Genomic DNA, 26,432 nt, shown 5'->3' with positions numbered 1-26,432 from the left:
CGCTCTTCGGCAGATATAGAGGATGTGCCAGCGGCAGGAAACCGCCCTTTCGACGCTTACTTCGATACGTCCTGGCCGAAATATTTATCGGCGATCTTCTTGTAGGTGCCGTCTGCATTGATGTCTGCCAGTGCCTTGTTGATCGCCTCGAGCAGTTCCGGCTCTTTCTTGCGGATGATGATGCCGGAGTAGTCGGCGTTTTCCTGCTCTGCCGCAATCTTCACATTTGCGTCCGGCTTGTGCTTCTTGAAGTCCAGGAACGAGAGGCTGTCATTGATCGTTGCATCGGCGCGGCCGGTCAGCACGAGCTGGATCGATTGGTCGAAGCCTTCGGTACCGACGAGCTCTGCGCCGGACTGCTCGGCGAGCTTGCCGAAGTTGCTCGTCAACGACTGGGCAGATTTCTTTCCCTTCAGGTCGGCGAAGCTCTTGATGCTGTCGTCGTCTGCACGGGCGATGAGCACCGCCTTGGAGGCGATATAGGGCTCGGAGAAGTCGTACTTCTGCTTGCGGGCTTCGGTGATGCCGACCTGGTTGATGACGGTGTCGTAGCGCTTGGCGTCGAGGCCGGCAATCAGGCCGTCCCACTTGCCTTCAACGAACTCGGCCTTGACGCCGAGCTTGGCGGCAACCGCCTCGCCGATCTCGACGTCGAAGCCCACGAGCTTGCCGCTTTCGTCATGGTAGGTGAATGGCGCATAGGTGCCTTCCGTACCGATCTTGAAAACGCCTGCGGACTTGATGGCGTTGAGATCTTCGCCGGCCTGGGCGGAGACGAAGGCAGCGGCCGAGATAAAGGCTGCGGCAGCGATGGTCTTGAGGAGTTTCATGTTTTGCGGGTCCATGTGGGAGGAATTCGATGACAGATAGATCGCAGAAAATAGAGCGTGGCGAAGCGTAGAAAACTGCAAAGAAATTGGGCAACTGCGAATATTTTTCTCATTTATCTGGCTTTTGACGCGGCTTGTTTCAAGGTGTCAGGAAATGTGCGGCCAATGCCTATTGTGTGCACGTTCATATACGTTTATGCACGTTTTCAGGAACTAGCGCCAATTGTGAGCTAAACAGGCATGAATACGACCGAGATGCTGTTGAGGGAGCGGCAGAACATCATATCCGGCAAGCTTCAGGCGAACGGCCGTGTGCTTGCAGCTGAACTCGCGCTGGAATTCGGGGTTTCCGAAGATACGATCCGTCGCGATCTGCGCGAGATGGCAGCTGCCGGCCTCTGTGAGCGGGTCTATGGCGGTGCGCTGCCGGTTTCGCCTGCCGGCGGGAGCCTTAAGCGGCGGATGGGCATTGCCCTCGATCGCAAACAACTGCTGGCCCAAGCCGCCGTGTCGCAGATTGCGCCCGGGTCGACGGTATTTTTTGATGCCGGAAGCACCAATCTGGCGATTGCCAAAGCCCTTCCATCAGACATGACGCTGACGGCTGCGACGAATGCTCCGGCAATTGCCGCAGCGCTGATAGACAACGGCGGCATCGATGTCATCCTGATCGGCGGAATGGTCGACCGGCAGGTGGGCGGCGCGCTCGGCGCCAAGGCGATGCGGGACATGGAGCAGATCTCGCCGGATCTTTGCATTCTCGGCGCCTGCGGCATCGATCTGGAAGCGGGCGTCACGACATTCGGTTTCGAGGACGCGGAGTTCAAGCGGTTCGCGACGTCGCGAAGCCGGAAGGTGCTGGTTGCGGTGACCTCGGATAAATTCGGTACAGCGGCGCCGCACGGCGTCCTGCCGGTCGCGCATTGCGAATGCCTCGTCGTGGAGCACGACGCCGACGAGGCGCTGCTTGCGGCCTATCGCGAGCGGGGCTGCCGCACTGTCAAGGCGCGCAAGGCGCGATGAATAATCTTTGAGTCGGATCCTAAAGGGGCCGACTGCAGGAGGAGACGGGAATACAATGGATAATCCGATGAATGTGGCCCAGGGGGTCCGGCGTGGCTTCCTGCCGAAGAGCAGGGTTGCGGTGTCGCTGCTCTTCTTGATGAACGGCTTTGTCGTCGGTTGCTGGGCTCCGAAGATTCCGGATTTCGCGGAGCGTCTGGAACTGACGAAATTCCAGCTCGGGCTGATGATCCTGGTGTTCGGCCTTGGGTCGTTGACATTGATGCCGATTGCCGGCGCACAGATCGCCAAGCATGGCTCGCACGTGGTGTCGCGGGCAACTGCGGCCTGCGTACTGCCAATTCTTCTGGCGCTGACGCTGGCGCCGAATATTGTTACCGGCGCAATCGCGCTCTTCCTGTTTGGTGGGTTCATCGGCGCAATGGACGTCGCAATGAACGCCAACGCGGTTGCCGTCGAGAAGTCGATGCGCCGGGCGATCATGTCGTCCTGCCATGCCTTCTGGAGCCTTGGCGGCCTGATCGGTTCGGGCCTTGGCGGCTTCGTCATCGCCAAGCTCGGCGTTCTTGGCCATGCGCAGCTCGCCACCGTGCTCACGTTGATTTTCCTCGTGATCGCCTGGCCGATGATCCTTGCCGATCCGCCGCATCCCGATGAGAAGAAAGAAAAAACACGCCTGCCGATGACGCCTCTGCCATGGTTGCTTGGGCTCATGGCGCTCTTTTCGATGGTTCCGGAAGGTGCTGTGCTCGACTGGGGTGCGCTCTATCTCCGCCAGGAAATGAATGCATCCGTGGCTCTTTCCGGTTTCGGGTTTGCGGCCTTCTCGCTGACGATGGCAATCATGCGTTTCGCCGGCGATCTGGTGCGCGACAAGCTCGGCGGCGTCAAGACGCTGCGCGTCTGCACCCTCTTTGCCATCGCCGGCATGCTGATCGCAGCCCTTGCGCCGAATGCCGAGCTTGCCATTGTCGGCTTTGCGTTCTGCGGCATCGGCATTTCGAACATGGTGCCGATCGCCTTTTCCGCGGCAGGCAATGTCCCTGGTCTGAAGGCCGGGATCGGCCTTTCGGTCGTGACGACCATGGGCTATTCCGGCATGCTGGTTGCACCCTCTGCAATCGGCTTTGCAGCCGAGCATGTCGGCTTTAGCGCCGTCTTCATGGCGCTGCCCGTCCTGCTGGTCGTGGTGCTGATCTTTTCGAAGCTTGCCCGCTACGCGGACGGCATCTCCGGCGGCGGCCACTAGGTCAGCCAAGCAAAAGTGATGCTTTGGGCGTTGACAAGAAAGCGGGTATGATCCACCTGAAAGGCACGAATTCAAGGGTTCAAGAGCTCTGTCTATGTCTTCACCTACCGATTTTGATCCGAAACCGCGCCGCGCTTCCGTCGCGGTCGACGTGGGCGGCGTCGTCGTCGGCGGCGGTGCGCCGGTTGTCGTGCAGTCGATGACAAATACGGATACGGCGGATATCGATTCCACTGTTGCGCAGGTTGCCGCCCTCTTCAAGGCGGGGTCGGAGCTCGTGCGCATCACCGTCGATCGTGACGAAAGCGCTGCTGCCGTTCCGAAGATTCGCGAGCGGCTCCTGCGCCTCGGCATGGATGTGCCGCTAGTCGGCGATTTCCACTATATCGGCCACAAGCTGCTTGCCGATCATCCGGCCTGCGCCGAAGCATTGGCGAAATACCGCATCAATCCTGGCAATGTCGGTTTCAAGGACAAGAAGGACAAGCAGTTCGCCGAAATCATCGAGACAGCGGTCCGCTATGACAAGCCGGTGCGTATCGGCGTCAACTGGGGTTCGCTCGACCAGGACCTGCTGACGGCGCTGATGGACAAGAATGCCGAGGCGGGTTCGCCGCTTTCGGCACGTCAGGTGACGCGCGAGGCGATCGTGCAATCGGCGTTGATCTCGGCCACCCTTGCCGAAGAAATCGGCCTGCCGCGAAACCGCATCATCCTGTCGGCCAAGGTCAGCCAGGTCCAGGATCTGATCGCTGTCTATTCCATGCTTTCCGAGCGCTCGGACCATGCGCTGCATCTCGGACTCACCGAAGCAGGAATGGGCACCAAGGGCATCGTCGCCTCGTCGGCTGCCATGGGCTACGTTCTGCAGCACGGCATCGGCGATACGATCCGCGTTTCGCTGACGCCGGAGCCGAATGGCGATCGTACACGCGAAGTGCAGGTGGCACAGGAACTGCTGCAGGTTATGGGTTTCCGACAGTTCGTGCCGGTGGTCGCCGCCTGTCCCGGCTGCGGCCGCACGACATCGACGGTTTTCCAGGAACTGGCGCAGAATATCCAGAACGATATCCGCAAGAACATGCCGGTCTGGCGGGAGAAATATCCGGGCGTGGAAGCCCTGAACGTCGCCGTGATGGGCTGCATCGTCAACGGGCCGGGCGAAAGCAAGCATGCCGATATCGGCATTTCGCTGCCTGGCACCGGCGAGACGCCGGCCGCTCCCGTTTTCATTGATGGCAAGAAGGCGCTGACGTTGCGCGGGCCGAACATTGCTGCGGATTTCGAGGCGCTTGTCATCGACTATATCGAAAGGCGCTTCGGTCAGAAGACCGCTGCTGAATAAGCTCATCAGCCGCTAGATGCCAAGAGGTATCTCGCCTGCCGCTGCTGCGTCAGCTTTTTCGAGCGGCAACAAAATGCGCGGTGGCGGCGAGCGTCGCAGCGGCATCGCCGTAAGGCGCCAACAGCCGTGTCGCATCCTCGACGTGCCGCCGGAGCTCGGTTTCGGCCCATCCGATACCACGCAGAGAGACGAGGGTACCTTTGCCGCGGCCCATGTCCTTGCCGGTTGCCTTGCCCATGGTGGCGGCGTCTGATGTGACATCAAGAAGATCGTCGGCGAGCTGGAAGGCAAGGCCGATCTTTTCGCCGAAAGCGCGCAGGCGCTTGCGATCACCGCTCGAAGCGCCGGCGATCATTGCGCCTGCTTCGCAAGCAAAGCGGATTAACGCTCCCGTCTTCATAGCCTGCAATGTAACGATGCCGCGTTCATCCGGTGTGTTTTTTTCCGCAGCGAGATCGAGTGCCTGTCCGCCAGCCATTCCGCCCAGGCCAGCGCTGCGCGCAAGCGCAAGGATCAGCCCCACCTTGCTTTGCTCCGGAAGTCTCGTCTCGTCGGCGGCGATAATGTCGAAGGCGTAGGTCAGAAGGCTGTCGCCTGCAAGGATCGCGGTCGCCTCGTCGAAAGCTATGTGCACCGTCGGTTTGCCGCGGCGCAGCTTGTCATCGTCCATCGCTGGAAGATCGTCATGAACGAGCGAATAGCAGTGAATGCATTCAAGTGCTGCACCCACTCTCAAGGCCGCCTCTTTGTCTCCGCCGAGGAGCAGCGCGCTCTCCACGACGAGAAACGGGCGAAGCCGCTTGCCACCGTTCAGCACCGCATAGTGCATCGCCGCCCTCAGGCTATCAGGACGGGCTATCTCATCTTCTCGCATGTCATCGGAAAGCAGCGCGTCCAGCAACGCCTCGATCTCTTGGGCGTTGGTCTTCAAACGGATATCGAAGGCTTCGGAGCTCGCGACCATGCGCGCTCTTTGGCATGAGCAGTGGCGCCGTTGCAACGGAATTGTCAATGATCACAGCAAGATTTCCTTTGCATCTGGCCTTCACGACCAGCAAACGCTATGAGAGCGAAGGGAACAGGTGTTGGGCTTACACGTATTGGACATATCGCCGGAAAGAGAGGACAGCATTGCGATGCCGGCTCATCGCCGTTTGTTCGCTTGGCTGCGCAGCCGGTCGATCATGACGCGCATCGTCCTTGCGACCGCCGGATTTCTAGTCCTGCCCTATGTTCTGATCTTTGTTTATCTGATCCCTTTTATTCATCCCGTCTCGACGCTGATGCTGCGCGACATCGTGCTCCTGCGCGGCTACGACCGGCAATGGGTCTCTTTGGACGACATCTCGCCGGTTCTCGTTCAGTCCGTGATGATGTCCGAGGATGGTCAATACTGTTTCCACGGCGGGGTCGACTGGGGTGAAATGCAGGAGCTGGTCGCAGAGACCCTCGACGGCGAAGCGACCCGCGGCGGCAGCACAATCCCCATGCAGACGGCCAAGAACCTATTTCTGTGGAATGGCCGCTCCTTTGTGCGCAAGGCGCTTGAACTGCCGCTGGCGGTCGCCTCTGACCTCGTCTGGACCAAACGCCGGCTGATGGAGATCTATCTCAACATCGCCGAGTGGGGACCGGGTATCTACGGCATCGAGGCGGCGGCGCGCTATCATTTCAAGGTACCGGCTTCCAAGCTCTCGCGACGCCAAGCAGCGCTTTTGGCCGTTTCTCTTCCGAACCCGATCGACCGGAACGCCGCAAAGCCCCGCCGCGGCCTTCGCACGCTTGCCTCGGTCATCGAGCGCCGGGCTCAAGGTTCCGGCGATTACATCAGATGTCTTTATGATTGAGGCATGAATTATTCATTGGTCGCTTTAGCCGGGCGCCGCTAAATTCGGCTGCGAAATCAATTTGCGGATGCTTCATGGATAGCCTTACCCTCTATATCGGAAACAAGAATTACTCCTCGTGGTCGTTCCGGCCATGGATTGCGATGGAAGCAACGGGCATTCCGTTCGAAGAAATTCTGATCCCCTTTGATTTTCCCGCAGGCAATCCGCGCATCAGGGAAATCTCTCCCACGGGCAGGGTGCCGGTTCTACTCCATGGCAGCCTGCGAGTATGGGAATCGCTCTCGATCATCGACTACGTCTCCGACCTTTATCCCGAGGCGGGGCTTTGGCCCAAGGATCGCGCACAGCGCGCGGTGGCGCGTTCGGTCTCGATGGAGATGCTTTCGGGTTTCGGAGCGCTGAGAGGCGCCTGTCCGATGAATATCCGGCGCGAGCGAGGCAAGATCGCACTTGCGGATGGCGTGATGGCCGATGTCGTGCGGATCGAAACCATTTTTCGCGAGTTGCGCGGCCGCTCGGGCGGACCGTTTCTGTTTGGCGGATTTTCGGCAGCCGACGCGATGTTTGCGCCGGTCGTCAGCCGCTTCGATACCTATGACCTTGTAACTGCCAGCGATACGTTGAGTTATATGTCGGCGCTAAAGGCGCATCCTGCCTGGCTGAAGTGGGAAGCTGCGGCCCGGGCCGAACCCTGGAGCGTGCCGAAAGACGAGGTCTGAGGTTGAATTCACGAGAATCGCAAAAAATCTGTTTGGGGACTGGTCAACCACCTTCAGGGCATGTATAAGCGCGCAAAATTTCCGAAATCGCGATACGTCCGTTTCGGCCGCCAGCTTGGCCGGGAATGTGTTGCCTGTGAATTGGAGTACGTAAAATGGCTGTACCGAAGAGAAAAACGAGCCCGTCCAAGCGCGGTATGCGCCGTTCTGCAGACGCCCTGAAGGCTCCGACCTACGTGGAAGACAAGAATTCCGGCGAACTGCGCCGCCCGCACCATATCGATCTGAAGACCGGTATGTATCGTGGCCGCCAGGTTCTGACGCCGAAGGAAAGCGCATAAGCTTCCAAATTCTGGCACAGCCAGGATTCGAAAAGGCCGGCTTCAAACGCCGGCCTTTTTGCTTTTGAGCATTATTGCATTTCCGATGCCTTGAAGTGGTGCTGTGATCTGCTGCAGTATTCCCGTCGAAATAGGGGACATGGCTCAATGATCGCTGTAATGCCGCTGATGGTAATCCCGTTTATTCTTTACAACATGACGATGGCCGGTTTGATGGGTGGCGGAGGCATTCCCGCGCTCCAGCATGACATCATGGTGCTTTCGATGATCTCCGGTGCGATCTGGAGCATGGCGCTCGGCGATCTCTTCATCGTCGTGGCGCTGGTCATCCTGTTCTTCGAGATATTGAAGGCCACCCGCAACGGATCCGGCAGCCTTGTCAATCACATGCTGTCGATGCTGGTCTTCATCGCTTTCCTGGTCGAGTTCCTTCTCGTCCAGGATGCGGCAACACAGGTCTTCTTCATCTTGATGACGATTGCGCTGATCGACGTGATCGGCGGGTTTGCAGTCTCGATCCGCAGTGCCGGCCGCGATGTTTCGATCGGGCTTTGAACCTTAGAGATTGTCGAGCTTGTTCTGCAGGGCGCGCAGCTGTTCCTTCAACTCGTCGATATCCTTCGCCTCCGCCTTCTTCGATTCCTTGGCGGGAGGGGTCATGAAGGGAGAGAACATCTGCATGGCCTTCTGAAACATCTCGGTGTTGCGGCGGACCTGGTCCTCGACCATCTGCATCGGCAGCTGCAGGTTCTTGCCGAGCGGTGACTCGCCGAAGGCGCGGTTCACCTGTTCGCGCATCTGCGCCTGCTGTTCGGTGAAGGCGCGCATGGAATGTTCGAGGAAGCTCGGAACGACCATCTGCATCTGATCGCCGTAATAGCTGATGAGCTGGCGCAGGAAGGAAATCGGCAGCAGCGTATTTCCGGTTTTTGATTCCTGCTCGAAAATGATCTGGGTCAAAACGGAATGTGTGATGTCATCACCGCTCTTTGCGTCCTGTACCGTAAAATCCTCTCCCTTCTTCACCATCTCCGCCAGATCTTCCAGCGTCACATAGGTGCTGGTGCCTGTATTGTAGAGGCGGCGGTTGGCGTATTTCTTGATGACTATTTGACCCTCGTTCTTCGCCATATCAGTCTCCTGAACCCCGTCTGATTGTCATGGATATTCCTCCGTAACAGACTGTAGACGCAAAAGAAGCCTGGTGACAATCTCTTTGTGCGATGCGGCAACCCCTTTGAGAAAAGGGATAATTGGCATGTTCGCAAGCCGCAGCGAAAATTGCCGCAATCGCCTTCTCGTTTGACTTAGGGCTGAAGCTTTGCCAGTTTCGACCTATGTATACTGAAGGAAAACGAGGAGGCCTTTATGAGCAGTTCATCCATCGTCATCGCCAGCGCGGCCCGTACAGCGGTCGGCTCTTTCAATGGTGCATTCGCCACGGTTCCGGCGCATGAGCTTGGGGCTGCCGCCCTCAAAGCTGTGCTCGAACGCGCAGGCGTCGACGCAGCCGAGGTCGACGAGGTTATCCTTGGCCAGGTGCTTCAAGCAGGCGAGGGCCAAAATCCAGCGCGCCAGGCGGCCATAAAAGCGGGCGTTCCGAACGAGGCTACCGCCTGGAGCGTCAACCAGCTTTGCGGTTCGGGCCTTCGGGCAGTCGCCCTCGGAATGCAGCAGATCGCGCTTGGGGATGCGAAGATCATCGTCGCCGGCGGCCAGGAATCCATGTCGATGGCTCCGCATGCCGCGCATCTGCGTGGCGGTACGAAGATGGGCGACATGAAGATGGTCGACACCATGATCAAGGACGGCCTGACAGACGCTTTTTACGGCTACCACATGGGCACCACCGCCGAGAACGTCGCCCGCCAGTGGCAACTTTCCCGCGACGACCAGGATCAGTTTGCGGTTTCATCTCAGAACAAGGCGGAAGCGGCCCAGAAGGAAGGCCGCTTCAAGGATGAGATCGTTCCCTTCGTCATCCAGACACGCAAGGGCGATGTGACGGTGGATGCGGACGAGTACATCCGTCACGGTGCAACACTCGATGCGATGGGCAAGCTTCGTCCGGCTTTCGACAAAGAGGGCACGGTGACGGCTGGCAATGCATCGGGCCTCAATGACGGCGCGGCAGCCGCGATCCTGATGACGGAAGCGGAGGCCGCCAGGCGCGGCATCCAGCCGCTGGCGCGCATCGTTTCCTGGGCGACGGCTGGTGTGGATCCTCAGATCATGGGTACTGGCCCGATCCCTGCGTCGCGCAGGGCGCTCGAGAAGGCTGGCTGGTCCGTCGGCGATCTCGACCTGGTCGAGGCGAACGAGGCCTTTGCCGCTCAAGCTTGCGCTGTGAACAAGGATCTTGGCTGGGATCCGGCGATCGTCAACGTCAATGGCGGCGCAATCGCGATCGGTCATCCGATCGGTGCGTCCGGAGCGCGGGTTCTCAACACGCTGCTGTTCGAAATGAAGCGGCGCAGTGCCAAGAAGGGTCTTGCGACACTTTGCATCGGTGGCGGCATGGGTGTCGCCATGTGCTTCGAGGCACTTTGAATAGTATGCGATTGATGATTCGAGAACGCCTGATCAAAGGCGAATGACCGAGAGGGGAGCGAAGCATGAGCAGAGTGGTTTTGGTCACCGGTGGCACGCGCGGCATCGGTGCCGCCATTTCGATGGCACTTAGGAATGCGGGCTATAAGGTCGCCGCCAGTTATGCCGGCAACGACGAGAAGGCGAGGGCCTTCCATGACGTGACCGGCATCCCGGTCTTCAAGTGGGATGTTTCCGATTACGTCGCTTGCGGCGAAGGGGTCGCAAAGGTGGAGGCAGAACTCGGCGGCATCGAGGTGCTGGTCAACAATGCCGGCATTACGCGCGACGCAATGTTTCACAAGATGACGCCGCAGCAATGGCATGAGGTCATCAATACAAACCTTACCGGCCTCTTCAACATGACGCACCACGTCTGGGGCGGGATGCGCGACCGCAGCTTCGGACGCATCGTCAACATCTCTTCCATCAATGGCCAAAAGGGCCAGATTGGGCAGGTGAACTATTCGGCTGCCAAGGCGGGTGATCTCGGCTTTACGAAAGCACTTGCCCAGGAGGGGGCAGCGAAGAACATTACGGTGAACGCCGTCTGCCCTGGCTATATCGGCACAGAAATGGTCCTCGCCGTTCCGGAGAAAGTGCTCAACGAGCGGATCATTCCCCAGATTCCGGTCGGGCGCCTTGGCGAGCCGGAGGAAGTCGCGCGCTGCGTTGCCTTTCTCATCTCCGACGATGCCGGCTTTATCACCGGCTCGACGCTTTCGGCGAACGGCGGGCAGTTCTTCGTTTAGTTGCCGCGCGGACGCCTGATATTTGCCCTGACTGGTACTCTTTGCGTACGGCTGTCACCGCCGCAAAGCGCAGCAGAGGCTGTCGTGAGAAACGCTGCCGCAACAAGAACGGCGACAGCGGCATTCAAAATGATCTGAACCATGGAAGCATTCCTTGCCTAAGCGGCAATCGTTGCGGTGTTATGGAAGGAATATGCGCCTCATCCCTGTGGTAGAGTAGATTTGACTTTCACGACCGATCGTCAACATGCTGTTGACGACACGCAACAAAAAACGGGCGCCGAGGCGCCCGTTTGCATTCATTTCAACGGCAATACTTAATAACGGCGCGGGCAGCGTGCTTCGTAGCGGCGGCCGTAGCGGTCGCGATAGACGCAGTAGCCGCGGCGTTCCACGGACTGGCCGATAAGAGCACCAGTAAGGCCGCCAGCAACTGCACCGACTGCAGCGCCACCCCAGCTGTCGGTGACAGCACCGCCAATGATTGCGCCTGTACCAGCGCCAATGGCCGTCCCTCTTTCCGTCGGCGTGCAGGATGCAAGGGCGCCTACAAGGGCGGCTACAATCGCAATTTTTTTCATCATGACTTTCACTCCCATTTACCTAGCCGTTAAATCCGGCCCATTAAGACAAGGATAATTATGATGATGAGAACTAGCCCCAAACCCCCGGAAGGTCCATAGCCCCAACCACGGCTGTATCCCCAATTCGGGAGAGCACCAATCAAAAGCAGAATAAGGATAATGAGAAGTATCGTTCCGAGCATGTTGCGATTCCTTCAACTCATCGTGAGTCCGAATGGACAATAAACACGCATCCGCGATTTTTGTTCCCGGCTAAGCTCCGCAATATGCAAGCGGCGGCGGTTTTCTGCTTAGGACGAGGATCAAGAACGGTGATCAAGAGAAGCGACGATCGTTAAAAGGACCGCCGATGGCCGTGCCGAGCGACCAACGCTTCGGAGTGGTTTTATGGTTAGAATTCGATTTCAATACAATATGTTGCGGTGAACGAACCGGGAAAATCGCGATGTCGCTGATTCGTCAGCGATTCGTTCCGGATTTGATCGAAATGTTAATGCGATCGCGTGAAGCGTTAGTCGAATATGAATCCGGCTTCCGAAATCGGAGGCAACGTTGCCTTTGCGGTTCGCCGCCGATCGTTCCGGCTTCGGGCCGCAGCATCAATTCCGGGCAGTTTTCCCAGCTGTTTCTCGTCCATGTTCGCTCTCGGCAAGAACGTTAACGCGAGCAGCATTTCGAGCTATCCAGCGCCTGATGCCGATTCAGCATCTAGTAGGAAAAACCGATTCAAAACCAATACTTAGCCGTGAACAAAAGCTGAATCACCGCGAGTCACCGATTCGTCGCTGATTCGTTCTCGCGCTGTTCCGAATCTTAAAACAGTCACTTAGCGGCATTTCCTGAATCAAGTTTGCAGCTGATTTTAGAGGACGGCTCTTGCGTTTAGTCGGCCGGCTGTCCATGTGTTGTCTGCTTCGGGAACGGAGCGCACTTGACCCCGAGGCTCCCCCGCCTCACTTGCATGGACAATGACACTGACATCGCAGCCCATGATACTGAGCGGGCGCGGCGTGACCGCGGTGCTCGGCCCTACCAATACGGGCAAGACCCATTACGCCATCGAGCGCATGGTAGCCCACGGCACCGGCGTGATCGGCCTGCCGCTGCGTTTGCTGGCACGTGAAGTCTATACGCGTGTCGTCGAAAAGGTGGGAGTGCAGAATGTCGCCCTCGTGACCGGCGAGGAGAAGATCTCGCCGCCGACTGCGCGCTTTTCGGTTTGCACGGTCGAAGCCATGCCGCGTGAAACCAAGGCCGCCTTTGTCGCGATCGATGAGGTCCAGCTTGCAGGCGACCTTGAGCGCGGCCACATCTTCACCGACCGTATTTTCCATTTGCGGGGCCGCGACGAAACGCTGCTTCTAGGCGCCGACACGATGCGGCCGATCCTGCAGCAGCTCCTGCCGGGCATCACGGTCGTTGAGAGGCCGCGGCTTTCGCACCTCTTCTACGCGGGTCAAAAGAAGATCACCCGTCTTCCTCAGCGCTCGGTGATCGTCGCCTTTTCGGCAGATGAGGTCTACGCCATTGCCGAATTGATCCGCCGCCAGCGAGGGGGTGCTGCGGTTGTTCTCGGTGCCCTCAGTCCCCGCACCCGAAATTCTCAAGTTGCGCTTTATCAGGCCGGCGATGTTGAATATCTCGTCGCAACCGATGCGATCGGCATGGGCCTCAATCTCGATGTCGATCACGTGGCGTTCGCGCAGGACCGCAAGTTCGACGGCTATCAGTTCCGCAATCTCAATCCTGCCGAACTCGGCCAGGTTGCCGGACGTGCCGGCCGCCACGTGCGTGACGGTACATTCGGGGTAACAGGCCAAGTGCAGCCGTTCGATGAGGAATTGGCGCAGCGGATAGAAGCGCACGAGTTCGACAATGTCAGGGTCTTGCAGTGGCGCACGAAAGAGCTTGATTTCTCGTCGATACAATCATTGCGGGCGAGTCTTGAACGTCCGCCGAGCGCTGAAGGTTTGACGCGGGCTTTGCCCGCCGTCGACCAGCAAGCGCTTGAACATCTGACGCGCTATCCGGAAATCATAGATCTGGCTACAAATCCGCAGCGCGTGGAGAAGCTTTGGGAAACTTGCGCACTGCCTGATTATCGGCGTATCACCCCTGCACAGCATGCTGACCTGATCTCGACGCTCTTTTCCGATCTTGTGCGCTATGGCACGGTGAACGAGCAGTTTCTCGCGGAGCAAGTGCAGAGAGCCGATCGCACGGATGGCGAAATTGACACGCTTTCGGCGCGAATCGCGCAGATAAGAACATGGACTTATGTGTCGAATCGGCCCGGATGGCTTGCCGATCCGACACACTGGCAGGAAAAGACGCGGGAAATCGAGGATCGATTGTCCGATGCGTTACATGAAAGGTTGACGAAACGCTTTGTTGATCGCAGGACATCTGTGCTCATGAAGCGCCTGAGAGAGAATGCGATGCTGGAAGCTGAAATCAGTGTGAATGGCGATGTCTTTGTTGAAGGACATCATGTGGGGCAGTTGTCCGGGTTCCGGTTTACCCCAATTTCGGGTGCGGACGGATCGGACGCCAAGGCGATCCAAACGGCATCGCAAAAGGCGCTTGCCCTGGAATTCGAGGCACGCGCCGCGCGCCTCCATGCTGCGGGCAACAGCGATCTGGCGATCAGCGCCGACGGCCTCATCCGGTGGATCGGCGATCCGGTTGCGCGCCTTGCGGGCAGCGAGCACGTCATGCGTCCTCGCGTCATCCTGCTTGCCGACGAACAGCTGACGGGCAACGCGCGCGAGCACGTTGCAGCCCGCGTCGAACGCTTCGTCAATCACCATATCAGCACGGTTTTGAAGCCGCTCGATGATCTTTCGCGTGCTGAAGACCTACAGGGCCTTGCCAAGGGCCTCGCCTTCCAGCTCGTCGAAAATCTCGGTGTGCTCTTCCGCCGCGATGTGACGGAAGAGGTGAAGTCGCTGGATCAGGACGCGCGCGCCTCCATGCGCCGTTATGGTGTTCGCTTCGGCGCCTACCACATTTTCGTCCCTGCGCTTTTGAAGCCGGCTCCGGCTGAACTCATCACGCTGCTCTGGGCCTTGAAAAATGACGGCCTCGAAAAACCGGGCTATGGCGACCTCATTCCGGTGCTGGCTGCCGGCCGCACGTCCGTCGTGACCGATCCGGGCTTCGAGCGCACGTTCTATAAGCTCGCCGGCTTCCGTTTTCTCGGCAAGCGTGCCGTTCGCATCGATATTCTCGAGCGGCTTGCGGATATCATCCGTCCGTTGCTGCAGTGGAAGCCGGGTCAGGCGAACCGGCCGGAAGGCGCTTATGATGGCCGCCGCTTCACGACCACCACTGCGATGCTTTCGATCCTCGGCGCGACGCTGGAGGACATGGAAGAGATCCTCAAGGGCCTCGGCTATCGCGCCGATGCCGTGACGGCCGAGGATGCGGCAGGTCATCTTGCTGCCCACGATGCTTCCGCTGCCCCGGCAGCCGAAACCTCTGGGGAAGAGGCCGCCGAGAAAGCCGATCATGACGATGCCGACAGCACATCGGAAGAAGCTGCTTCCGTGGCGCCGGCTGCAGAAGAAAAACCTGCTGTCGAGCCTGCGGCGAGCGAAGCATCCGCGACTGAATCTGCGGAAGCCGCTGAACCTGTCGAACCGAAACCTGTCCTTTTGTGGCGTCTTGGCGGACGCAACGACAATCATCGCCAAGCACGCGGTCCCGGGGAACGCCGCGGTGGTGACCGTCAGCAGCAGGGCAACCGCCGCCACGGCGGGGGTGAAGGCGCAGAAGGCAATCGTGGCGAAGGCCGGGACGGCAAACGCCGCGACGGCGGCAAGCCGCACCAGGCTCGGGGCGATCGCAACGAGCAGCGGGGCGATCGTCAGGATCGCGGCGACCGCAAGGATCGCAACGACCGCAACAACAATCGCAACGGCTCGCAGCCGTTGCGCTTCGAGGCAAAGGCGCCGCGCAAGGAAAAGCCGATCGATCCGGATTCTCCTTTCGCAAAGCTCGCTGCCTTGAAGGAGCAGATGAAGAAGTAGCCGATGAGCGGGGAGACACAGCCAGGAAGCGGTTCGCGTCAGCGCATCGACAAGTGGCTGTTTTTCACGCGCATGGTGAAATCTCGCTCTCTGGCGCAAGGCCACATCCAGTCAGGCCACGTTCGCATCAATGGCGAGCGCGTCCAACAACCCAGCCAGACCGTGAAGGCGGGTGACCGTGTCGAGCTTAAGCTGGATCGCCGGGATGTGGTTCTGATCGTGAAGGCATCAGGCGAGAGGCGTGGGCCCTTCGAAGAGGCAAAACTGCTTTACGATGATCTGACGCCGCCCCAGGGTGAGACAAAACGTCTCACGCCCTACGAGCAGGCCATCCGTTCGACGGGCGCCGGCCGGCCGACGAAAAAGGAGCGGCGCGCAGTCGACAGGCTGATGTCGGACGAGGATTAGAAAACTCTGTCCATCAGGCCCTGATCGACAGATCGTTTATTCTTGAAATTCGACCACAAAGCCGATACGTGAAAGTCAACTTGCCGGACAGTGTGCTTGCCTCCCAAGCCTGTCCACGCTGTCCTCCGGCCAGGGGAAAGGCGCGACGTTCCAGGTTGCCCGGCCCCGCTTGCGTGAAAATCCTGGAGTTCCTCATGACCTATGTCGTGACCGACAATTGCATTCGCTGCAAATATACCGACTGCGTGGAAGTCTGCCCTGTCGACTGCTTCTATGAGGGCGAAAATTTCCTCGTCATCCACCCGGATGAGTGCATCGACTGCGGTGTCTGCGAACCAGAATGTCCCGCCGAGGCCATCAAGCCGGATACCGAGCCTGGGCTCGACAAGTGGCTCAAGATCAATGCTGAATATGCCAGCAGCTGGCCCAACATCACCGTCAAGAAAGAACCGATGGCGGAAGCCAAGGAAAGGGACGGAGAGGCCGGCAAGTTCGAGAAGTACTTCAGCGAAAAACCCGGTTCCGGCGATTGATGATTATTTTGCCGGCGTAGCCTCGAAATCGGAGCCGAAGGCGGGCGTAAACGTTTATAAGATGCTCTGCTCATATGGGTGCCATGTGTTGCCCACATGACTCACGTTAAGCAAATTATTGATTTCCTCATATTTTTATGATAGGTTTGCCACACTGATCCATTTGAGGCACGAAGCGTGCCCAAAACCATCACGAAAGCAAAAGAAATCCGTACGCGGTTCCCCGTGAGATATCAACGCCTTGAGCTGTTCGATCATTGATCGCGCGCAAGGAGATCTTTTGCTTCTGTCTGGTGGGACCAGAGTGAAGTCACCCGACGGAGCTGATCCGTCTCATCCGGGCCTGACTGACCCGGCTCCGGCCGCTGCCGGACGCGTAACAGGGAGTTTTTGATTAGTATGACGACCCAGCAGAAAAAACCTTCAGCAGCACGCCATGGCTTCAAGACCGGTGAATCGATCGTATACCCCGCTCACGGCGTCGGTAACATCACTGCTATCGAAGAGCAAGAAGTCGCCGGCATGAAGCTCGAGCTTTTCGTTATCGATTTCGAGAAGGACAAGATGCGCTTGAAAGTTCCGGTTGCCAAGGCAATGAGCATCGGCATGCGCAAGCTCTCGGAAACCGATTTCGTCGAGCGCGCCCTGAAGGTCGTGCAGGGTAAGGCACGTGTCAAGCGTACCATGTGGTCCCGCCGTGCGCAGGAGTATGATGCCAAGATCAACTCCGGTGACCTGATTTCCATCGCAGAGGTCGTTCGCGACCTCTATCGCGCTGAAAATCAGCCCGAGCAATCCTATTCCGAGCGTCAGCTCTATGAAGCGGCGCTCGATCGCATGGCGCGCGAAATCGCCGCAGTGAACAAGATGTCGGAAACCGAAGCCGTCCGTCTCGTCGAGATGAATCTCAACAAGGGTCCGAAGCGCGGCAAGGCAATCGAAGAAGACGATTCGCAGGACGAAGCCGCTTAATACTGCATTGTTTTCCTTAACAAAAAGCCCGGCCTGCGAGCCGGGTTTTTTTGTGGAACTTTTTCCGGCCAGCCGCGTTTAGACACTGTACGTGCGGATTGCATCGGGAAATATCTGCCTGATCGAACGTTCGCATTCCTGTCAACGTTCGATGAGGAGCGGATCATGCCTTCCACAATTTGCCAGGCCGGCAACTTGAAGAAACGGGTCCAACCTTACCTGCATATGACAAAGAGATAGGGCCTCCTCCTGAAAAATCCAGGAGCGGGGCCTTTATGCATTCACACGCTGGATTGATCCGGGCAGCTTTGGTCCGGGAGTAACCTGATTGTTTTCTTTCAAGGGCACGAGGCCTGATTTTTAGGAGACCGATTATGAAGAACATGTCTGCAGACCGGCGCATGATCAAAATCGCCATGGCGGCTCCCTATCTTGCTCGCGAAGAAGAACATGATCTCGCTATTCGCTGGAAGGACAATGAGGATCGCGGTGCCCGCAACCAGATCGCGATGGCTCACATGCGTCTCGTCATTTCGATGGCGGGCAAGTTTCGCAATTTCGGCCTGCCGATGAGCGATCTTGTCCAGGAAGGTTATGTTGGCCTGCTGGAAGCGGCCGCCCGCTTTGAGCCGGAGCGCGAGGTGCGCTTCTCTACCTACGCAAGCTGGTGGATTCGCGCGTCGATCCAGGATTACATCCTGCGCAACTGGTCGATTGTCCGCGGCGGTACGAGCTCGGCCCAGAAAGCTCTCTTCTTCAATCTGCGTCGCCTGCGCGCCAAACTTGCCAGAGGCGACTCGCATCTCACCCTTCAATCCATCCATCAGGAGATCGCGGCTGCCCTCGGTGTCAGCCTCGCCGACGTCCAGACGATGGATGCACGCCTTTCCGGCAATGACGCCTCGCTGCAGGCGCCTTCGGTTTCCGGCGATGCCGACAGCGCCGAGAAGATGGATTTCCTTGTCAGCGACGATCCGTTGCCGGACGAGCAGGTTTCCAACATGATTGATGGCGAACGTCGCCGTATCTGGCTGACATCGGCGCTGAAACATCTCAATGAGCGCGAAATGAAGATCATTGCGGCACGCCGCCTTGCCGAAGAAGGTGCGACGCTCGAGGAACTCGGCGCCGATCTCGGAATTTCGAAGGAACGCGTTCGCCAGATCGAAAGCCGCGCCATGGAAAAGTTGCGCAGCGCGCTTGTGAGCGCAGATCCCCATATGGCGGCTCACGCCTAAAAGCTCTTACTTCCAGCAGCACAAACTGGCCCGGCGAAAGCCGGGTTCTTTTTATTCGGAAATGATTTTCACGCGGTCGCCGGGCGAGACCGTGCCGCCGGTTGGCAGGGCATTGATGAGTTTGAAGAGGTCGAGCTTACGATCCGTGCCCAGCATTCGGGCCGCCAGGGTTGCGACGTTTTCGCCGGGACGGACGCTGATGACGCGGATTCTCAGAGGCTTCAGGGTTGCCGCCTCCTGCGGTGTCATGCGGCGGAAGCTGGCGCGCAGCACGTCTGCTGTCTGCTGCAGGACGGCACTGCCCTTTGGAACGGCGGTCAGGAAGCGGAATATCTGCGAATTGTTGCGCACCACGGTCACGTCGAAATCCCAGCGATCCGCGGTTGCACGGGCCGTTGCCGCTTCCATGCCGTTGACGGTGATCGGCCGGATCGTCGAAGGATCGAGGCCGGTGACCCAGCCGCTCGATATGTAGTTCGTCAAGCTTTGGTTGTCGTTGTCGGCAACCCCGTCGAAGCGGATCGCCACGTCTCCCGGACCGGTTGCCATGACGGCTTCGACTTTATTGTCGATGCTGAAATCCGGCGGCACGTCGAAGCGAATGCCGAGACCACCGTGCAGGAAGGTCTGGCCACGAACATAGCCTTCCTCCGGACTGTCGCCATAGAGAAGACCGTCGATGCCATCGAGATAATAGCCCCGGCCCTTGTCTCCGACCGTCCCCTCCTGGCCGAAGGCGCGGGCGTGATCGCGCGCAAGCTCGATACGCTGCACCGAGTTCGGGTGGCTCGAAAGGAAGTCCAGGCTTTGGTCGGCCTCAGGATCGGCGGACATGAAGCGGCTATAGGCCGCCATGGAATCGAGGAAGCGAGTGGCGGCGTAAGGATCGTAGCCCGCTTCACCGAGCATGCGCACGCCGATCACATCGGCCTGCAGTTCCTGCTGGCGCGAGAAGGCGGCGAGACGCAGCTTGCCGCGGGCAAGCGCCTGCTTGCCGGCGATGTCGCTCGACAAAACTTCGGCGACGACGCGGCTTGCGATGACCTCCGCCTCTTCGCGCTTCTGGCGTTCGATGCCGTGATTGGCCGTAACGTGACCCATTTCATGCGAAAGAACAGCCGCGACTTCGGAAGCGTCGTTGGCAAGCGCCAGCAGACCACGGGTCACATAGAGATAGCCGCCCGGCAGCGCGAAAGCGTTGATTGCCGGCGAATTCAAAATCGTGATTCGGTAGGACTGGCTCGGATTCTCCGAAACCGCCGTTAGCGCACCGGCAATGCGCGCAACGAGGCGTTCAGTCTTGGCGTCCTTGTATTCGCCGCCGTAGCTTGCAACGATACGCGGATGTTCGCGCGCGCCCATGGCGGCACGCGGATCGTTCTTCTGGACTTCATCGACGATCTGCGGGCTGGCAGAGGGCGAGACCGTCGGCTGATAGGATTGCTCGAGAATCGACTGGCAGCCATTGAGCGCGACCGCGGCCGCAGACACCAGCAGCGCATGGCGGCTCCACCGGTATGGCGCAGAAAGCACGTTACTGGAGGGCGCGGGGCGTTTCCACGTCGTCATGCTGTCCAGTCTGGCTCTCCGAGTCATCTTGCTTTTCGGCCGGTTTACCGCATGTCCGATCCGGCCGCTTCCAACGGGGTTCAACAGTCGTCCATCCCGGTTCTCGCACTGCACAGCGGGAAGACACAAGCCATTGCTGTAACTGATTTCCGCATCGGTTGCATAGCGAGACTCTGTTTAATTGTAGCGCCGTTGTATTTTAGCAAGCGTGGCGTCGTTAGGGCGATCTTTCGCTCGGATGAAATTGTGGCGAAAGTGCCATCGCAAGTATGAGATTCGTCAACCGTGCAGAAATCGCCTTAGCGCGGGCATATCCTCCCGTGCGAGATACTCGGTGAGTGGCGCGGCAAGAACGATCGCGCCTTTATCGATAAAGACACCGTAATCGGCGATCCGGCGCACCTCGTCGGGATCGTGCGAAACCATGATCACCGTGTTTTCGGTTTCCATGTGCAAACCAAGCAGCAGCTCGGCCATGCCTGCGCGCAAGCCCGGGTCAAGTGCTGCAAAAGGTTCATCCAGCAGCAGAACGGCCCGCTTTCGCACCAGCGCCCGCGCAAATGCGGCTCGCTGCCGCTCTCCACCGGAAAGCGTTGCGGGCATACGCCTTTCGAAATTGGCGAGGCCGACCTTCTCAAGCGCTTGGGAAATTTTTCTCCGGTCTTCGGCGGCAAGCTTCAACGCCGGATCGATCCCCAGGCCGACATTGGTGAAGATATCAAGATGGGCAAAGAGATTGTTGTCCTGGAAGACGACAGAGATCGGACGTTCCGCCGGATAGGCGGCCGTCACATCGGCGCCGTGCATCAGAATGCGGCCGCTGTCGGGTCTTTCAAAACCGGCAAGCAGATTGAGAAAGGTTGACTTCCCGGCGCCGGAAGGGCCGCTCACCGCGACGACCCGGCCGGCCGGCAGGCGGCAATCGAAATGGAAAGCGTGCGTGCCGAGCATCAGGCGCACGTCCTGCATTTCGATCTCGTCTTGATCAGCGATCGCCATCGCCATTCTCCCGTGTCGGCTGGCCCGCTGTTCCGGCGATTGTCAGCAGCAGGCAAATGATGCCGAGGATCAGCGCAAGGCCGTCGGCATCATTCGTCCGGTAGCTGCCCATGCGGCTGTAGACGAGCCAGGGCAATGTGACAAAACCTTCAGAGCCGAAGAGAGCAACGGCCCCGAGATCGCCGAGCGAGAGCGCCATGGCGAACGACAAGGCGGTGAGCAGCGGCTTCTTCAAGCCCGGCCAATCGATCAATCTCAATCGAGCCGCGCGCGCAATACCCAGGCTTGCGGCCAGTTTCTGCGTCCGGCGCTGATGCACAATATAGGCCGGCTCCAGTACGCGCATGACAAAGGGAAGTGCCATGAGCATATTGATGAGAACGACGAGTACGGCTGCAAAGCGCGTCGCATCGCCGAAAGGCCGCAGTGCCATGAACCACCCGGTTGCGAGTACGATTGGAGGCACGAGCAGGACCATCGATGAAGCACCGCCCATGGCTGTGAAAAAGGACCTGTCGGTAACCCCGCGCCGCCGCTTCGATAAGATTGCATGCCGGGCACGAATCATGGCCATCGAAAGGACGATCGAGAGCAGAGCGGCCGAAAGCGAGATCGCCAAGCTCATCCCGGCTGACTGCCAGAAGATCGGCTCCTGCAGCAGCTTTATGAGATCGGCGTGCAACCCGGCGGCGATGATCGACACAAGCGGGAGGCCGAGGAAGAGCACGGCGATCAGCAAGAGCAGACTGTCGGCCAATCTGGCACATTGCCCTTTGCCATCAAGCCGCTTGATGTCTCTGCCTTCGGTCAGGCCCTCGTCTCCGGCAGGCGGAAAAAGTGCCATCGCGCCGAGGATCATCGCCGTCAGCGCGATCTGCAGGAGCGACAACGCGATTGCGCGGCCGGGGTCGAAATCGAAACGGAGCGACTGGTAGATCGCGACCTCGATCGTGGTTGCTGCCGGGCCGCCACCGAGGGTTAGCACCAACGTGAAGCTGGTGGCGCAGAGCATGAAGATCAATCCGGCTATCCCAGGAATGAGCGGGCGGATCGCCGGCCATTCAATGAAGCGGAAGACCGAGCGGGGCCGCATGCCGAGGCCGCTTGCCATCAGCCAGTATTCGGCGGGCACGCGTTCGAGACCTGCAAGCATCAGGCGGCAGGCAAGCGGCAGGTTGAAGAAGACATGGGCGAGAAGAATGCCGGTTAGCCCATAGATGCTCACCGGTTCGTCAAGCCCGATCTTCATCATAAGCGAGTTCAACAACCCCTGCCTGCCCCATATCCCGATCAAGCCGAGTGCGCCGATCAGAACCGGCAGCCCCATAGGAACCGCCATCAGGCGGATGATCCAGATGCGCCCTAGAAAATGCGGCTGGCGAGCGAGCGCGCGTGCGACCGGAATCGCGAAGACGATGGAAAGTGCGGTCGAAAGCAGCGCCTGCAGCAGCGTGAAGCGCAGCACACGCAGAATATAAGGATCGAAAAGAATGCCGACGATGGCAGCGCCGCCTCCGGCAAAAAGCAACGAGAACGCTGCAAGTCCGACAAACAACGTGACGGCGGCGAGGCTGATCGCCCCGCCGGTCAATGCACGCTGCCGTTCGGCTGCGGTCTGCAGCATCAGTTCATGCTCATCGCCGCAAGCCACTCGTCGATCCAGGCCTTGCGGCTTCTGGCGACCTCGTCGGAGCTCATCAGGAAGGTCTTGGCCGGATTGACGAGCTTGCTAAAGGCATCCGGCAGCGGCTTGGAGGTTGCGGAAACGGGCATCATCCAGTTGTTCGTCGGGATGGTATCCTGGAAGCCGGGCGTCATCATGAATTTCAGGAAGTCGCGGGCAAGATCCTTGTCCTGCGCATTCTTCAAAAGGCCCGCGACTTCGATCTGGATATAGTGGCCTTCCGAGAAGGCTGCGGCCTGGTAGCGATCGGTATTCTCAGTCACCATGTGATAGGCAGGGGATGTGGTATAAGACAGCACCATCGGCGCCTCGCCCTTGGTGAACAGGCCATAGGCCTCGGACCAGCCGGGCGTGACCGTCAGGATGCGGTTCTTGAGTTTGCCCCAGGCTTCCGGCGCCTTGTCGCCGTAAATGGATTTGACCCAGAGCAGCAGGCCGAGGCCCGGCGTCGAGGTTCGCGGATCTTCGATCACGATCTTCTGCGAAGGATCACCTTCGACCAGATCCTTCATGCTCTGAGGCGGGTCCTTGATCGTTTGCGTATCGTAGATGATCGCGAAGTGACCGTAGTCGTAGGGAACGAAGACATCGTCCACGAAGCCGCCCGGCACCTTCAGCGCGCCGACATCGACGCCACTTGCGTCGAACAGGCCGGTCTCCTTGGCTTCGGTGACGAGGTTCGTGTCGATACCGAGGACGACGTCAGCCTTGGTGGAAGCTCCCTCGAGCTTCAAGCGCGAAAGCAGGGCGACGCCATCGGCGACGCTGACGAAATTGACCGTGCAGCCGCATGTCTTCTCGAAAGCGTCCTTGACCTTCGGCCCGGGTCCCCATTCGGACGTGAAACTTTCGTAAGTGTATATGGTGAGCGTCTTTTCCGCGCCGTGCGCGGCAGACAAGCCGAGCGTCGCGGCGAAAAATGCTGCGGTCAGCGAAGAGATGATCGATGTGCGGCCGGACATGGTGCGCCTCCTCCTTGAGTTTCTTTTGAAGGGGAAAAGGGCGTTGCCGAATGTCACGCGTCTAATCCCTCCGCCGGTGTTAACCGGATCAGGTTCCGCGGGTTGGCTCGATGCCTCTCAGCCGGTATCCTTGCGGACATCCAGGCACCCCGTTAGAGCGTCGGCAGATGTATCGCCATGAAGGCTTTATGACAAGGGCGAAGCGCGCTGACCGTAGCCCCTTTCCCTTGGCCCCTGCTTTGCGCTATGGGCAATGCCATGAGCCAATCCACTTTCACGATCCTGCTCGGCGGCGAACTCGCCCTGACCGAGCGCCTGCGTTCTGCCGTTTCAGGCAGCCGCTTCATCGCCGCCGACGGCGGTATGCGGCATGCAGCAGCGCTTGGCGTGGTGCCGGAGCTTTGGGTCGGGGATTTCGACTCGACGCCGCCGGATCTGGAGGGCGCATTTCCGCATGTCCCGAAACAGCCCTACCCGGCCGCCAAGGCCGCAACGGATGGTGAAATCGCCGTGTCGGAGGCGATTGCGCGCGGCGCACGGCGACTTGTCCTTGCCGGTGCGCTCAGTGGCGAGCGCTCGGACCACGCGCTGCAGCTCCTGCTTTACGCCGTCAGCCTTGCCGAACAGGGTTTCGACATTCTGTTGACCTCCGGAACGGAGGAGGCCGTGCCGCTTCTCGCTGGTAAAATTGAGCTCGATTTGCCGAAGAACAGCCTGTTTTCGGTGTCCGGCTTCAGCGAACTTCATGGTCTTTACATCGAGAATGCCCGGTATCCGCTCATCGATTTTCATTTGCCCTTCGGCTCCTCGCGTACCATTTCCAACGTCGCGGAAGGCAAGGTTCGTTTTAGGCTCGGCAGCGGCCGGGCGATTGTCCTTGCCCGCCCTTATGATTTTTCCGGAGTCTGATTTTTGGCCCCTCCCATCCTGAAACTCGCCGATATCTTCCTAAGCTTCGGCGGAACGCCTCTCTTGGCCGGCGCGGCCCTGCAGGTCGAGCCGGGCGACAAGATCTGTCTGGTCGGCCGTAACGGGTCGGGCAAATCGACCCTTCTGAAGATTGCGGCCGGCATCGTTGAAGCGCAATCGGGCGAGGTTTTCCGCCATCCATCCTCGACGGTGCGCTATTTGGAGCAGGCTCCGGATTTCGCCGGTTTCAAGACGGTGCAGGCTTATGCGGAAGCCGGTCTTGGGCCGGGCGATGATCCTTATCGCGTGACCTACCTCCTCTCGCATCTCGGCCTTACTGGCGAAGAGGACCCGAAGAACCTCTCCGGCGGCGAAGCGCGACGCGCAGCGCTTGCCCGCGTGCTGGCGCCTGAACCGGATATTCTCCTGCTTGATGAGCCGACGAACCATCTCGACCTTCCGACCATTGAATGGCTGGAAGGCGAACTTCAGAAAAGCCGCAGCGCGCTGGTCCTGATTTCCCACGACCGCCGTTTCCTCGAAAAGGTCTCTACGGCGACCGTCTGGCTCGACCGGGGTATGTCGCGGCGGCTCGACCGTGGCTTTGCCCATTTCGAAGCCTGGCGCGATCAGGTGCTCGAGGCGGAAGAACTGGAGCAGCACAAGCTCGGCAAGGCGATCGAACGCGAGGAGCACTGGCTGCGCTATGGCGTAACCGCTCGGCGCAAGCGCAACATGCGACGCCTCGGCGAGTTGCAGACCATGCGCTCGCAGCATCGTGGCCACAAGGGGCCGCAGGGGACCGTGCAGGCTGCGGTGTCCGATGCGCAGGAATCCGGCAAGCTGGTGATCGAAGCGGAAAAGATCACCAAGACTTTCGATGACCGTCAAATTGTTGCGCCGTTCTCAATCCGCGTCCATCGCGGCGATTGCATCGGTCTGGTCGGACCAAACGGCGCGGGCAAGACGACGATTCTGAAGATGCTGACGGGACAGCTTTCGCCGGACAGTGGCACGGTGAAGCTCGGGACCAATCTCGAGATTGCAACGCTCGACCAGAAGCGCGAAGATCTCAATCTGGAGGATACGCTCGCGCACTACCTGACCGACGGGCGCGGCGAGAATCTGCTGGTGAACGGGGAGCAACGGCACGTCACCGGCTACATGAAGGAGTTCCTCTTCCAGCCGGAGCAGGCGCGCACGCCGATCAGGAACCTGTCAGGCGGTGAGCGCGCGCGGCTGATGCTGGCGCGCATCCTCGCGCGCCCGACCAACCTTCTGATCCTCGATGAACCAACCAACGACCTCGATCTCGAGACGCTGGACCTGCTGCAGGAAATCGTCGTCGGCTTCCCGGGCACGGTTATCCTCGTGAGCCACGACCGCGACTTCCTCGACCGCACGGTGACCTCGACAATCGCGCCCGCAGTCCCCGACGCGCCTGATGGGCGCTGGATCGAATATGCCGGCGGCTATTCCGATATGCTTGCCCAGCGCAAGGGCGCAATGGAGGAGCGGAAGAAGATCGAAAAGGCCGCGGAGAAGCCGAAAGCTGAGTCGGCTGCATCTGTGGCAGATGCCTCGAAGGGCAAAGGCAAGCTCTCTTACAAGCAGAAATTCGCGCTCGAAACCCTGCCCAAGGAAATGGCCAAGGCAGAAGCTGAAATCGCCAGGCGCGAAGAAAAGATGGCCGATCCCGATCTCTTCAGCAAAGATACTGCCACCTTCAACCGGCTTGCGGCGGAGATGGAAAAGCTGCGCGACAGCCTGACGAAGATGGAGGAAGAATGGTTGGAGCTTGAAATGCTGCGCGAAGAGCTGGAGGGCTAGGTTCCGTCCTGACGA

General features: G+C 59.2%; 26 protein-coding genes and 1 riboswitch. Of the genes, 16 read left to right on the top strand and 10 right to left on the bottom strand.

Features of this window, described 5'->3' with window-relative positions; all coding sequences use genetic code 11:
* Nucleotides 1-56: 56 nt before the first annotated feature.
* Nucleotides 57-830 (bottom strand): amino acid ABC transporter substrate-binding protein, encoded by a 774-nt coding sequence (locus QA644_RS18685; protein ID WP_283069952.1) that lies wholly within the window; start codon nt 828-830, stop codon nt 57-59.
* 240 nt (nt 831-1,070) lie between these two features.
* On the opposite strand from QA644_RS18685, the gene QA644_RS18680 reads away from it, so the two are divergent.
* The 3 genes from QA644_RS18680 (at nt 1,071) to ispG (ending at nt 4,447) form a co-directional block, all read left to right on the top strand.
* The gene (locus QA644_RS18680) at nt 1,071-1,853 is read left to right on the top strand and encodes a DeoR/GlpR family DNA-binding transcription regulator (protein ID WP_283069950.1); all 783 of its coding nucleotides are present in this window, start codon (nt 1,071-1,073) and stop codon (nt 1,851-1,853) included.
* Between the two features lie 55 nt (nt 1,854-1,908).
* Nucleotides 1,909-3,102 carry an MFS transporter gene (locus QA644_RS18675; RefSeq protein ID WP_092586631.1) on the top strand — a complete coding sequence of 398 codons (1,194 nt, stop codon included), beginning with the start codon at nt 1,909-1,911 and terminating at the stop codon, nt 3,100-3,102.
* A 94-nt stretch (nt 3,103-3,196) separates the two neighbouring features.
* Complete coding sequence (gene ispG, locus QA644_RS18670; RefSeq protein WP_074070021.1) at nt 3,197-4,447, top strand: flavodoxin-dependent (E)-4-hydroxy-3-methylbut-2-enyl-diphosphate synthase; 1,251 nt, start codon at nt 3,197-3,199, stop codon at nt 4,445-4,447.
* 49 nt (nt 4,448-4,496) lie between these two features.
* On the opposite strand, the gene QA644_RS18665 is transcribed toward ispG, so the two are convergent.
* A complete protein-coding gene (locus QA644_RS18665) occupies nt 4,497-5,411 on the bottom strand; it encodes a polyprenyl synthetase family protein (RefSeq protein ID WP_283069947.1) in 915 nt (304 codons plus the stop codon).
* 136 nt (nt 5,412-5,547) lie between these two features.
* Here QA644_RS18665 and mtgA point away from each other — a divergent pair, with 136 nt between their 5' ends.
* From mtgA to QA644_RS18645, 4 genes are all read left to right on the top strand, one after another.
* Nucleotides 5,548-6,294 (top strand): monofunctional biosynthetic peptidoglycan transglycosylase, encoded by a 747-nt coding sequence (gene mtgA / locus QA644_RS18660; protein WP_283072414.1) that lies wholly within the window; start codon nt 5,548-5,550, stop codon nt 6,292-6,294.
* A gap of 74 nt (nt 6,295-6,368) precedes the next feature.
* Complete coding sequence (locus QA644_RS18655) at nt 6,369-7,016, top strand: glutathione S-transferase family protein (protein WP_283069945.1); 648 nt, start codon at nt 6,369-6,371, stop codon at nt 7,014-7,016.
* Between the two features lie 155 nt (nt 7,017-7,171).
* Entirely contained in the window at nt 7,172-7,357 is a 186-nt protein-coding gene (rpmF, locus tag QA644_RS18650; RefSeq protein WP_003543812.1) for a 50S ribosomal protein L32, read from the top strand.
* 147 nt (nt 7,358-7,504) lie between these two features.
* The gene (locus QA644_RS18645; protein WP_039846462.1) at nt 7,505-7,912 is read left to right on the top strand and encodes a hypothetical protein; all 408 of its coding nucleotides are present in this window, start codon (nt 7,505-7,507) and stop codon (nt 7,910-7,912) included.
* A gap of 3 nt (nt 7,913-7,915) precedes the next feature.
* On the opposite strand, the gene phaR is transcribed toward QA644_RS18645, so the two are convergent.
* Entirely contained in the window at nt 7,916-8,488 is a 573-nt protein-coding gene (gene phaR / locus QA644_RS18640) for a polyhydroxyalkanoate synthesis repressor PhaR (RefSeq protein ID WP_074070018.1), read from the bottom strand.
* A gap of 237 nt (nt 8,489-8,725) precedes the next feature.
* On the opposite strand from phaR, the gene QA644_RS18635 reads away from it, so the two are divergent.
* Both QA644_RS18635 and phbB read left to right on the top strand, forming a co-directional pair.
* Complete coding sequence (locus QA644_RS18635; protein ID WP_283069944.1) at nt 8,726-9,907, top strand: acetyl-CoA C-acetyltransferase; 1,182 nt, start codon at nt 8,726-8,728, stop codon at nt 9,905-9,907.
* A gap of 65 nt (nt 9,908-9,972) precedes the next feature.
* On the top strand, nt 9,973-10,698 hold the full coding sequence (gene phbB / locus QA644_RS18630) for an acetoacetyl-CoA reductase (protein ID WP_283069943.1): 726 nt from the start codon (nt 9,973-9,975) through the stop codon (nt 10,696-10,698).
* Here phbB and QA644_RS18625 read toward each other — a convergent pair.
* From QA644_RS18625 to QA644_RS18615, 3 genes are all read right to left on the bottom strand, one after another.
* A complete protein-coding gene (locus QA644_RS18625; protein WP_239596462.1) occupies nt 10,695-10,841 on the bottom strand; it encodes a hypothetical protein in 147 nt (48 codons plus the stop codon). The genes phbB and QA644_RS18625 overlap by 4 nt on opposite strands.
* A gap of 174 nt (nt 10,842-11,015) precedes the next feature.
* Nucleotides 11,016-11,282, bottom strand: coding sequence for a YMGG-like glycine zipper-containing protein (locus QA644_RS18620; RefSeq protein ID WP_194728450.1), 267 nt, complete (start codon nt 11,280-11,282; stop codon nt 11,016-11,018).
* 26 nt (nt 11,283-11,308) lie between these two features.
* The gene (locus QA644_RS18615; RefSeq protein WP_022717477.1) at nt 11,309-11,464 is read right to left on the bottom strand and encodes a DUF3309 family protein; all 156 of its coding nucleotides are present in this window, start codon (nt 11,462-11,464) and stop codon (nt 11,309-11,311) included.
* 786 nt (nt 11,465-12,250) lie between these two features.
* On the opposite strand from QA644_RS18615, the gene QA644_RS18610 reads away from it, so the two are divergent.
* From QA644_RS18610 to QA644_RS18590, 5 genes are all read left to right on the top strand, one after another.
* Nucleotides 12,251-15,313, top strand: a complete 3,063-nt coding sequence (locus QA644_RS18610; RefSeq protein WP_283069940.1) for a helicase-related protein — start codon at nt 12,251-12,253, stop codon at nt 15,311-15,313.
* 3 nt (nt 15,314-15,316) lie between these two features.
* Entirely contained in the window at nt 15,317-15,721 is a 405-nt protein-coding gene (locus QA644_RS18605) for an RNA-binding S4 domain-containing protein (RefSeq protein ID WP_239596465.1), read from the top strand.
* Between the two features lie 194 nt (nt 15,722-15,915).
* Nucleotides 15,916-16,254, top strand: a complete 339-nt coding sequence (gene fdxA, locus QA644_RS18600) for a ferredoxin FdxA (protein ID WP_283069937.1) — start codon at nt 15,916-15,918, stop codon at nt 16,252-16,254.
* A 399-nt stretch (nt 16,255-16,653) separates the two neighbouring features.
* On the top strand, nt 16,654-17,226 hold the full coding sequence (locus tag QA644_RS18595; protein ID WP_022717473.1) for a CarD family transcriptional regulator: 573 nt from the start codon (nt 16,654-16,656) through the stop codon (nt 17,224-17,226).
* A 374-nt stretch (nt 17,227-17,600) separates the two neighbouring features.
* A complete protein-coding gene (locus tag QA644_RS18590) occupies nt 17,601-18,464 on the top strand; it encodes an RNA polymerase factor sigma-32 (protein WP_022717472.1) in 864 nt (287 codons plus the stop codon).
* Between the two features lie 51 nt (nt 18,465-18,515).
* Here the strand turns inward: QA644_RS18590 and QA644_RS18585 are convergent, their stop codons facing one another.
* The 4 genes from QA644_RS18585 to thiB all read right to left on the bottom strand — a co-directional run bounded on the left by QA644_RS18585 (nt 18,516) and on the right by thiB (nt 23,678).
* Nucleotides 18,516-20,060 (bottom strand): M48 family metalloprotease, encoded by a 1,545-nt coding sequence (locus QA644_RS18585; RefSeq protein WP_092586641.1) that lies wholly within the window; start codon nt 20,058-20,060, stop codon nt 18,516-18,518.
* Nucleotides 20,061-20,312: 252 nt separating this feature from the next.
* Nucleotides 20,313-21,032, bottom strand: a complete 720-nt coding sequence (locus QA644_RS18580) for an ATP-binding cassette domain-containing protein (protein ID WP_194728445.1) — start codon at nt 21,030-21,032, stop codon at nt 20,313-20,315.
* The gene (thiP, locus tag QA644_RS18575; protein WP_283069936.1) at nt 21,019-22,656 is read right to left on the bottom strand and encodes a thiamine/thiamine pyrophosphate ABC transporter permease ThiP; all 1,638 of its coding nucleotides are present in this window, start codon (nt 22,654-22,656) and stop codon (nt 21,019-21,021) included. The genes QA644_RS18580 and thiP overlap by 14 nt, the downstream gene beginning before the upstream one ends.
* Nucleotides 22,656-23,678 (bottom strand): thiamine ABC transporter substrate binding subunit, encoded by a 1,023-nt coding sequence (thiB, locus tag QA644_RS18570; protein ID WP_283069934.1) that lies wholly within the window; start codon nt 23,676-23,678, stop codon nt 22,656-22,658. The genes thiP and thiB overlap by 1 nt, the downstream gene beginning before the upstream one ends.
* Before the next feature lie 48 nt (nt 23,679-23,726).
* A riboswitch (TPP riboswitch) is annotated at nt 23,727-23,840 on the bottom strand.
* A gap of 96 nt (nt 23,841-23,936) precedes the next feature.
* Between thiB and QA644_RS18565 the strand changes: the two genes are divergently transcribed.
* Entirely contained in the window at nt 23,937-24,587 is a 651-nt protein-coding gene (locus QA644_RS18565) for a thiamine diphosphokinase (RefSeq protein ID WP_283069932.1), read from the top strand.
* Between the two features lie 3 nt (nt 24,588-24,590).
* Nucleotides 24,591-26,417: an ABC-F family ATP-binding cassette domain-containing protein gene (locus tag QA644_RS18560; RefSeq protein ID WP_283069930.1), complete on the top strand. Its 1,827-nt coding sequence runs from the start codon at nt 24,591-24,593 to the stop codon at nt 26,415-26,417.
* Nucleotides 26,418-26,432 lie beyond the last annotated feature (15 nt).

Origin of the sequence: Rhizobium sp. CC1099, from assembly GCF_029714385.1 — a bacterium.
Taxonomy (GTDB): domain Bacteria; phylum Pseudomonadota; class Alphaproteobacteria; order Rhizobiales; family Rhizobiaceae; genus Rhizobium.
This window is presented reverse-complemented; position numbering and strand designations above follow the sequence as displayed.